A 9,281-nucleotide genomic window follows, 5' to 3' on the forward strand; every position below is an offset into this window, starting at 1 on the left:
GAGCTCATTGCCGCTCCTGCAATTGGATGTCCTTGGCGTAGCGGATCGTGTGCTCGGCGCTGAACTGCGCCGTGGCGCCTGCCGCCAGGGGCTGCTGCCAGGCCACCGTGCCCGGCGTGCGGTTGAAGGCCATCTCGGCGGGCTGCGGCTGGTAGCGCGACTCGACTTCGATCTTCTCGTTGCGCGAGACCGGGGCGGCGTGCAGCACCTGCAGGGTGATGCCGGTCCGGTGGCGGTTTTCCACGCTGTAGGCGCGGCGCGTGCGGCGCTCGGTGCGCGCACCGGTGAAGCCCGTGGCGCTGGTCAGGTCCTGCGGTGCCTCGGCGCGCACGGTGACCAGGTCGTCCTTGCCGAACGACAGGCTGGTGCTGCCCGCGGGCGCGGTGCCGGGTGCGCCGAAGTCCAGCCGCCCGGTGCCCACGAAGGCGCCGTCGCGGTACAGCCCCACGGCGCCTGCAGGCCATACGCCGGGCGGGGTGGCGACCTCGGCCACCAGGTAGGCGACATCCTCCACCGCCGGCGCCGTGCGCGTGAGCAGCGTGGCCGCCGCGCTGTGGCTGCCCAGCGCCAGCGTCACGCGCTGGCCGCTCGAGGGCACGGTGATGCGCTGGGGCACGGCGAACTCGGTGGCAAAGCCCTTGTCGGTGGTGCTCACCTCGAAGCTGGGCATGGCCTCTTCGGCCATGCCCAGGGCCCGGGCCACGGGGGCCGGTGGCGCGGCCGCCATCATCGCGGGAGCGGGCGTCGGCATGGGCTGCGGTGGCGGCGCCACATCCAGCGTCCACGGGCGCGGCAGGCGGCCCTGGGTGGCGCGCCCGGGCTGGCCGGTGGAGAGGACGAGTTGCACGTTGCTCCAGTCCTCGCCGCTGCTCTGTGCCACCAGGGCCTGGCGATCAAGCAGCACGGTGGCCTTGGCCGGATCCAGTGCGGCGCGGTAGGTCGGTTGCCAGCCCGGGCCACGCACCTGGTAGGACAGGCGCAGCTCGCCCTCGCGCTCGGCCGCGAGGTTGATGCTGACCGACACCACGCGCGCACGCTGGCTGGCCAGGCGGTTGCGCTCGGCTACCAGGGGTTTGAGGGCGAGCTCCAGCGCCTCCTGCTTGCGCTTGAGCTGGTGCGTGCGCGCCAGCGCGTCTTGGCCCGACTTGCGCAGCACCTCGGCCATGGCGGTGATCTGTGCCGGCGTGGGGCCCTGCCCCCGGCCGCCGGGCGCATCGTCGCCCACGGTGCGGCCACCGGCCACGCCCTTGAGGTAGCTGTCCACCAGGTCCAGCGCACCGGTTTCGGCCTTCACGCCGGCGATCTGGTCTTCCAGCTCGCGGATGCGGCCGTCCAGCGGGCTGGCACAGGCGGGGGCCACGTCTCGGTCTTCGGTGAGCACATTGAATTCGCCCACGCGCACGCTGGCATCGGCATGGATCTGCAGGCTCTGCGCGTCCAGCGAGGCGGGCAGGCAGGTGAAGCTGAAGCTGCGCGCGCCCGCGGCCACCTTGGCCACGCGCTCCACGGTGGCGGTGCCGGAGTAGACGGTCACGCGCGCGATGCGCGAGCTGGTGTCCTGCGCGAGCGCACTACCGGCTGTGCCCAGCAGCAGGCTGGCGCAGAGGATGGTGGTAAGGCGGGTCATTCTGGTGGAAGGGTTCAACAGATCCTCCTGTATGGGGGCGCCGATGGCCAGGGCGCGGATTCCCGTGTTTGTATCCCAAATGCTGCCAGCCATCGGCAGGCGTGGGGCAAGCGGGGCCGCTGCCGCACCGACCTTGGTGGATTCATGGGATTGTCACGCAGCCTTCATATGCTGAAAAAGTCTTCCATTCTCACTCCAACAACCATGAAGCATTTTGTTCCCCGTGCCCTGTCCATCGCCGCCCTGGGTCTGGGCATGGTCGCCTGTGGCGGCTCCGATGACGGGTTCCAGTTTCCGGGTGCCAGCGGTACCAGCCTGCCATACGAGGTGATCGGCAAAGTGGCCAACGCCGAAAAGACCGAGCTGCGCAACGGCAGCTACGGCTCCTCCCTGGCCCCGCATCCGACGCTGGAAGGCCACTTCTACGGCCTGAGCGACCGCGGCCCGAACGCTGCCACCGAGCCGACGCGCACACCCTCGGGCATCATCTTCATCACTCCGGAATACACGCCGCGCATCGGCCTGTTCAAGCTCACCCCCGCGGGCAAGGCCGAGCTGGTGAGCACCATCCTGCTCAAGGACCCCAAGGGCCGCCCGATCACCGGCCTGCCCAACAGCAAGTTCGGCGGCACGGGCGAGACGCCCTACAACCTGGACGGCAGCGTTGTCTCGCTGGACCCCGATGGTGACGGCGTCAAGGGTTTCGATGAAAGCGGCCTGGATTCCGAGGGCCTCGTGGCCCTGAAGGACGGCACGTTCTGGATCAGCGACGAGTACGGCCCGCACATCGTTCATTTCGACGCCACGGGCAAGGAGATCGAGCGCATCAACCCCTTTGCGGCCGACCCGCGCAACAAGGCCAGCCGCACCTTGCCGGCCGAGCTGTCCACGCGCTGGCCCAACCGCGGCATGGAAGGTCTGACCATCACCCCCGACGGCAAGACGCTGGTGGGCATGATGCAGTCCAACCTGTACAACCCGAGCAGTGCGGTCGGCAGCATCAACCTGGTGCGCATCGTCACGGTGAACATCGAGACCGGCGCCACGGCCCAGTACCTGTACCGCCAGGACGCAGCGGGCCTGGCCAACTCCGAGATCGTGGCCCTCTCCGCCACCAGCTTCCTCGTGGTCGAGCGCGACACCAAGTTCTACGGCATCGACACGGGCGTGGTGCGCAAGAACATCTACAAGATCGACCTCGGCCAGGCGACCAACGTGGACCGCTCCAACGCCGCCCTGCGCAGCGCCAACGCCTCGCTCACGGTGAATGCCGCCAACGGCCTGCTGGTGGACGGCAAGACGCTGGAGCTGGTGGTCAAGGACGGCGGCACCGCCGACAACTACGCGCCGGGCTGGGCGCAACTGGCCGCGCTGGGCATCCGGCCCGTCGCCAAGACCCTGGCCTACGATGCCATCGCCTCGCAGAAGTACCCGCACGACAAGCTCGAAGGCATGTGGGTCATCGACGCGAACCGCCTGGCCATCCTCAACGATGCCGACTTCGTGATCGCCCCGGACAACCTGGGCGGCATCAAGCAGAAGTACCTGTACGACGGCAAGGCCGACAGCAACATGCTGTACGTGGTCAAGCCCATCGCACCGTTGTATTGACCGCGCTTCAGCGCGGGCCGTACACGGGCAGGGCCTGGCCCTGCTCGTAGGCACCCATGTCGGGCGCGCTGCCCTGGTGGCCTTGGTTGATGTTGGGGATGCGTTGCCCGGCATCGACGGCAGCGGAACCGGGCTGCAGGCGCAGGTCGGGCACGTTGTACAGTGTGAGCGGAGCGCCGGGGAACACGGGTGCAGCGGCAAACGAATCCATGCCCACCTGCACGGCTGACCGCTCCGTGGTGCGCGCGCGCAACTCGGCCAGGCTGGCAAAGCTGGTCGCGCCCCAGCGCCCGGTGAAACTGCCCGCGGTGGAGCCGTAGGCGTCGTGGTCCAGGTCGGCGCTGGCAAGGTCCAGGTCGGCAATCGACAGCACCCGCCCGGTGCCGCTGGAATAGTCGCCATAGGTGCCGCCCGGCCCGCCGATGAACAGGTTGTTGCGCGCATACAGCCGCCCCACCGTGGCACCGGCATAGATGCCCAGCGCATCGCCGTTCTTCACCACCGTGTTGTGCAGCAGCACGTCGCCATAGCTGCTGCGGTACAGCTTGAAGGCCACGTGCACGGCGTTGTAGACCAGATTGCGCACGAAGTAGGTGGGCCCGCCCAGGCCCGGCTGCGATGACAGCGCAATGAACACGTTGGTCAGCCGGTTGCGCAGGATGCGGCAGTTGTGCATGCAGAAATCGGCCTCCACGCCGTCGTCCGCCGCTTCGGAAAGGTCGTTGTTCAGGATGTCGATGCTGTACTGGTCCGCCGCCTCGTCGTCTTCGAGCAGCGAGATGTTGTCCCGAAAGCGCGCCACGCGGTTGTTCATGACCACGTGGCCCGGCCCGGTGATGAGGATGCCCTCGCCCGCGTTGCCGCCCGACACGCCGAGCGCCGCCTCGGACCAGACCACCGTGCCGGTGACCGTGTTGTCGGCGATGTAGGCGTTCTCGGCCCGCGTGAAGGTGATGATGCCGTGCCCGCCCAGCGCGGCCGTGGCGTTGACGGTGCTGCGCGTCATGCTGAAGTCGTTCGTGCCATTGAAGCGCACGCGGCCGTTCAGGGTCAGCTCGGTGAGCATCACATGGCGCTGGTTGAAGACGCTGATTTCTCCCTCGACCACGGCACCCGGGGTGCCGCGCACCACCAGCGGGCGGCCTGGCGTGCCGCTGCGCGCCACGCTGAAGCCGCTGTAGCGCCCGGCGCCCAGCTCCACGATGTCGCCGGCATTCGCGGCCGCCAGTACGCCGGCCAGGGTGGCCGGCGTGGCGGGCTTGACCACCGCGCCAGGTGCCGGGGTAGGCACGCTGCGCGTGGTGGCCGTGGTGGTGCGCACGGTGCTGCCGCCATCGGGGTCGGTGAGGGTGAGTTCGATCTCGTAGGTGGTGCCTGGCGCCACGTCGAAGATGCTGCCCGAATGGCGCAGCGGCCAGGTGCGGCCCTGGCCCGAGGTCTCGTTGTGGATGCGGCGCAGCGGCATGCCCGTGAGCCAGGCGCTGCTGCCCTGCGCGCGGTAGCGCACGCTGACCACGGCATTGCGGTTGGCATCGCCCGTGAAGGCCCATTCCACCGAGATGTTTTCGAGCGTGGGAAAGGGCGTGCTGATGGCGCCCGGCACGCTCGCGTCCGCCGCGCTTGGGGGTGGCAGCAGCCCGCCCACACCCAGCAGTTCCAGCCCCGGCCGGGTCAGGCTGACCCGGGGGTAGGTGGCGTTGCCGATCACCACCTGGGGCAGGCGCAGCACACTGCCCGTGGTCAGGTACTGCAGCTCCGTGCCGACTGCGGGGTCGTCCACTCGAAGCTGCCCGGGGTCGATCAGCCGCACCACGACATCGCGGTAGCGGTCACCGGCATCGAGCTGCAGGGTGGGCAGGCGCAGGGTGCCGGTGGCAGGCTCGAAGCTCGCGGTGTCGGCGGCCATGGCGGGTGCTGCGGCGCCCAGCAGGCAGGCGAGAAGGCTTGCCGCGAATCGGCGCAGGTGGTGGTGCATGGTCGTGGGAAAAGGGGGGTGGGTTACAGAGCGTCGGGCACGGCGTCGGCCAGAAAATCGTACACCGCCCGGATGCGCTGATTGGTGCGTATCTCCCGGTGCACCGTGAGCCAGATGGGCAGTTCGGGCAGCTTGAGCATGGGCAGCAGGGCCACCAGGTCCGGCTCGGTGCGTGCCATGTAGTCGGCCACGAAGCCGACGCCCAGACCGCTGCGCACCACCTGCCAGTAGGCGATCAGGTCGTCGGTGCGCAGCGCGAACTGCTGGCGCTCCACAGGGAAGCCCATGGCCGCGAAGCCGCGCGCGATGTCCCCCTGGCGGTCGTTGCCGACCACGTCGTGCTGCATCAGGTCGGGCGGCTGGCGCGGTGTACCCCGGCGGCGCAGGTAGTCGCGGTGGGCATAGGTGCCCAGCGTCACCTTGCCGATGCGCTTGGCCACCAGGCTGGCCTGCGTGGGCTGCACCATGCGCAGGGCGATGTCGGCCTCGCGGCGCAGCAGGTTGGTGACTTCGTTGCTGGCCACCAGCTCCACCTGCACCTCGGGCAGTTCGATCCGCATGCGGGCCAGCAGGGGCGGCAGCAGCATGCAGGCCACGGGCTGGCTGGCCGTGATGCGCACCGTGCCGCTGACGCCTGCCTCGGCCCCGGAGACGCTGCGCGCCAGCTGGTCGGCGCCGGCCTGCATCGCGCGGGCCGACTCCGCCAGGCGCAAGGCCGTCTCCGTGGGCAGCAGGCCGCGCCCCGTGCGCTCGAACAGCACCACGCCGAGCTGCGACTCCAGCTCGGCGATATGGCGGCCGATGGTCGGCTGGCTCGCGTTCAATGCGCGCGCGGCGCCCAGCAGGCTGCCCTGGTCCAGGGCGGCCAGGAAGGATTGGATGAGGCTCCAGTCAAAGCGTTGCGTCATGGGAGGGGTGAGGTATGCAAATTTGCATTGCTGCTATCGACAGTTAGCCAATTGTGTAACGGCGGGCGCGTTTCCACAATCACCCCATCCCTTGATTCCAGGAGCCACGCCATGACGAATGCCGCATCCACCGTCCTCATCCTGGGGGCCCGCGGGCGCCTGGGCCTTGCCGCCGTCCAGGCGTTCGCCCAGGCCGGCTGGCAGGTGCGTGCCCAGCTGCGCCCGGGCGCCACCGGCCCGGCCGTGCCCGGCGTGCAGTGGCTCGCCATTGCGCCAGAGGACACGCCGGCCCTGGCGGCCCATGCGCAGGGGGCCCAGGTGGTGGTGCATGCCATGAACCCGGCATACACCCACAAGGCCTGGCGGACGCAGGCGCCCGCGCTCATGGACGCCGCCATCGAAGTCACCCGCGCGCTGGACGCCACGCTCATGCTGCCCGGCAACGTCTACAACTATGGCCGCGCCATGCCGCCGGTGCTGCGCGAAGACACGCCGCAGACGGCGCTGGACTTCAAGGGCCGCATGCGCGTCCACCTGGAGCAGCGCCTGCAGGCCGCCACCCGCGACGGTGCCTTGCGCGCCATCGTGCTGCGCGCCGGCGACTTCTTCGGCAGCGGTGCGGGCAGCTGGCTGGACCTGGCGATTGCCAAGGACCTTGTCAAGGGCCGCATCACCTGGCCCGGCCCGCTGGACACCAGCCGGCCCTGGGCCTACCTGCCGGACCTGGCCCGCACCCTGGTGAAGGTGGCCGAAGCGCGCCACCGCCTGTCCGCCTTTGACACCCTGCACTTTGCCGGCCAGCAGGTCACGGCCCGGCAGTGGGTGCAGGTGCTCTCCGCCGTGGCAGCCGAGCAGGGCTGGGTGCCGGATGCCGCCGCCGTGCGCGTGGGCCAGCTGCCCTGGCCGCTGCTGCGCGTCGCCGGCCTGGTGCTGCCCACCTATGCAGCCCTGGCCGACGTGCGCTACCTCTGGAGCACCCCGCACCGCCTGGACAACACGCGCCTCGTCGCGCTCATCGGCGCCGAGCCGCACACCCCGTTCGAGCCTGCGGTGCGCCGCGCGCTCCATGACCTGGGGCTGCTGGCCCCGGCCCCTTCCCACGCCGCCCTGGCATGAACCGCAAGGAAAACTCCACCATGCAACGCCGTACCTTCATCCGCCTGGCCGGCGGTGGCACCATCGCCGCCGCGGTCATCACCCCCCTGGCTGCCTGCAGCTCCGGCCCGCACTACCCTGCCCAGGCCATCGAGGCCTGGCAGGGCCCCGTGGGCGAGACCGATCTGCGCCGCCGCGCCGTGGCCTATGCCATCACTGCGCCCAACCCGCACAACCTGCAGCCCTGGGTGGTGGACCTGCGCGAAGAGGGCGTGATCACCCTGCGCACCGACCGCGAACGCGTGCTGCCCGAAACGGATCCGCTGGGCCGCCAGATCCTGATCGGCCACGGTGCCTTCCTGGAGCTGCTGGTGCTGGCGCTGGCCCAGCAGGGCATGGCCAGCGAAGTCACGCTGTGGCCGCAAGGTCCGCTGCCGGCGCAACTGCGCAATTGGGATGAGCGCCCCGTGGCGCGCGTGGTGCTGCGGCCCGGCGGCGAGCCCGATGCCTTGTTCACGCAGGTGCTGCGCCGCCGCACGCCCAAGGTGGACTTCGACCTGGCCCGGCCCGTGGCCCCCGATCTGCTCCAGGCCTTGCTGGCCGGTGCATCCCGGCCGGGCAGCCCGCAGGCCGGTGGCACGGTGGAGCCTGCGCGCCTGGAGGCCTTGCGCGCGCTGTGCTGGCAGTCGGCACAGGTCGAACTGCGCACGCCGCGAACGATGATGGAAAGCATCCGCCTCACGCGCGTCGGCCCCTCCGAGATCCTGGAACACCGCGACGGCATTTCGCTGAACACGCCGTTCATACGCGCCGCAGCGGCGCTCGGCTTCTTCGACCGCTCCGCCCCGCCCGAGGAAGGCAGTGCGGGCTACAAGGGCGCCATGGACCGCTTCGAGGGCCACAGCCGCACGGCGATGGGCTTCGTGTGGCTGGCCGGCGGCAACACCCGCGCCGACCAGGTCGCGGCCGGCCGCGCCTACGTGCGCCTGCAGCTCAAGGCCACTGAACTGGGCCTGGGCATGCACCCCATGAGCCAGGCCCTGCAGGAGTTCGCCGAGATGGCGCCGCACTACGAACGCGCCCACCAGCTGGTGCTGGGGCGGGCTGCGCCGAAGGAGGCCGGCGATCCCACGGTGCAGATGCTGTGCCGGCTGGGCTATCCGCAGGGCGAGGTGCCCGCCACGCCCCGCCGGCCCATGGCACGGCTGCTGCAGACCTGAGGCTGCCGCGGGCTCAGGCCTGGGGTGCCACGTAGGCGATGAGCCGGCCCATGCGGCGAATCCACTCCGAGGTCACGATGAACTGCGGCTTCTCGCGCTTCACATAAGGGTCGATCTCGGGCGGGTTGTCGGCCGGGTAGGGGGACGTGTCGTAGACATCGCCCACATGCTTGCTGCGGTAGGCCGTGCCCGTGTAGGGCGCCGTGGGTCCATTGCCGCGGTAGGTGTTGACGATCTCGGGCACGGCCGAGGTCCAGTAGTTCTTCGTGCCCAGCTCGGCCAGCAGCGCCTGCGCCTCGCTGTCGGGCACCACCGGCGTGGGCATGGTGGCGCCGGTGAAGAGGTCCGGGAAGTCCACTTCGCGGATCGAAAAATAGCGCGGCAGTGTGCGCGTGGCGCCCGTGGACTTGAGCGGCGAGCGCGCCACCATGTCGGCAATCGCCGCGTCGCCCATGCGGCTCAGCGACTGGTAGGTCGACTCGAGCCCGGCGATGTCGATGGGCCGGCCCGCCGAGTAGTGGCTGATGGTGTTGGTGTAGTCCTTGTCCGCATAGTAGGCGCCGTTGTGGATGTTGGAGCCGTAGCGGTGCATGTACAGACCGTCGTTGGTGCCCAGCTCCACGAAGGTGGGGTGGGTGCGCCCGCCGCCGAGCAGCGGATTGACCGTGGCCGCGTCCGCAGGCAGCGGGCAGGACTTGAGCCAGGCGATCGCCTCCGGGATGCGGGCCAGGTACTTCTTGTCGCCCGTGAGCTGGAAGTAGTTGAACAGCTGGCGGATGTTGGTCTGCGTGGTGTGTGTCGCCAGTGAGCGCGGCTCGTAGCTGCGCGCACCGGCGGGGGCACCC

At 70.0% G+C, this 9,281-nt stretch carries 6 protein-coding genes and 1 pseudogene; 3 read left to right on the forward strand and 4 right to left on the reverse strand.

Features of this window, described 5'->3' with window-relative positions:
- Window positions 1-4 precede the first annotated feature (4 nt).
- Window positions 5-1,627: a DUF4139 domain-containing protein gene (locus tag PMI14_RS04770; RefSeq protein ID WP_035202373.1), complete on the reverse strand. Its 1,623-nt coding sequence runs from the start codon at window positions 1,625-1,627 to the stop codon at window positions 5-7.
- A 204-nt stretch (window positions 1,628-1,831) separates the two neighbouring features.
- On the opposite strand from PMI14_RS04770, the gene PMI14_RS04775 reads away from it, so the two are divergent.
- A complete protein-coding gene (locus PMI14_RS04775) occupies window positions 1,832-3,238 on the forward strand; it encodes an esterase-like activity of phytase family protein (RefSeq protein WP_007850425.1) in 1,407 nt (468 codons plus the stop codon).
- Between the two features lie 7 nt (window positions 3,239-3,245).
- On the opposite strand, the gene PMI14_RS04780 is transcribed toward PMI14_RS04775, so the two are convergent.
- Window positions 3,246-5,213, reverse strand: a complete 1,968-nt coding sequence (locus PMI14_RS04780) for a right-handed parallel beta-helix repeat-containing protein (protein WP_007850434.1) — start codon at window positions 5,211-5,213, stop codon at window positions 3,246-3,248.
- A gap of 23 nt (window positions 5,214-5,236) precedes the next feature.
- Complete coding sequence (locus tag PMI14_RS04785; protein ID WP_007850437.1) at window positions 5,237-6,121, reverse strand: LysR family transcriptional regulator; 885 nt, start codon at window positions 6,119-6,121, stop codon at window positions 5,237-5,239.
- 111 nt (window positions 6,122-6,232) lie between these two features.
- Between PMI14_RS04785 and PMI14_RS04790 the strand changes: the two genes are divergently transcribed.
- Together PMI14_RS04790 and PMI14_RS04795 are read left to right on the forward strand one after the other, a co-directional pair.
- A complete protein-coding gene (locus tag PMI14_RS04790; RefSeq protein WP_007850440.1) occupies window positions 6,233-7,237 on the forward strand; it encodes an NAD-dependent epimerase/dehydratase family protein in 1,005 nt (334 codons plus the stop codon).
- A 20-nt stretch (window positions 7,238-7,257) separates the two neighbouring features.
- Complete coding sequence (locus PMI14_RS04795; RefSeq protein WP_035202384.1) at window positions 7,258-8,436, forward strand: hypothetical protein; 1,179 nt, start codon at window positions 7,258-7,260, stop codon at window positions 8,434-8,436.
- A gap of 13 nt (window positions 8,437-8,449) precedes the next feature.
- Here the strand turns inward: PMI14_RS04795 and PMI14_RS04800 are convergent.
- A pseudogene (locus PMI14_RS04800) lies at window positions 8,450-9,281 on the reverse strand (pectate lyase); the annotation flags it as partial.

Source organism: Acidovorax sp. CF316 (assembly GCF_000276605.1).
Lineage (GTDB): Bacteria > Pseudomonadota > Gammaproteobacteria > Burkholderiales > Burkholderiaceae_C > Acidovorax.

Coding starts and splice junctions, on each gene's coding strand:
- PMI14_RS04770 (WP_035202373.1), bottom strand. CDS start 1,627: ATGACCCGCCTTACCACCATCCTCTGCGCCAGCCTGCTGCTGGGCACA.
- PMI14_RS04775 (WP_007850425.1), top strand. CDS start 1,832: ATGAAGCATTTTGTTCCCCGTGCCCTGTCCATCGCCGCCCTGGGTCTG.
- PMI14_RS04780 (WP_007850434.1), bottom strand. CDS start 5,213: ATGCACCACCACCTGCGCCGATTCGCGGCAAGCCTTCTCGCCTGCCTG.
- PMI14_RS04785 (WP_007850437.1), bottom strand. CDS start 6,121: ATGACGCAACGCTTTGACTGGAGCCTCATCCAATCCTTCCTGGCCGCC.
- PMI14_RS04790 (WP_007850440.1), top strand. CDS start 6,233: ATGACGAATGCCGCATCCACCGTCCTCATCCTGGGGGCCCGCGGGCGC.
- PMI14_RS04795 (WP_035202384.1), top strand. CDS start 7,258: ATGCAACGCCGTACCTTCATCCGCCTGGCCGGCGGTGGCACCATCGCC.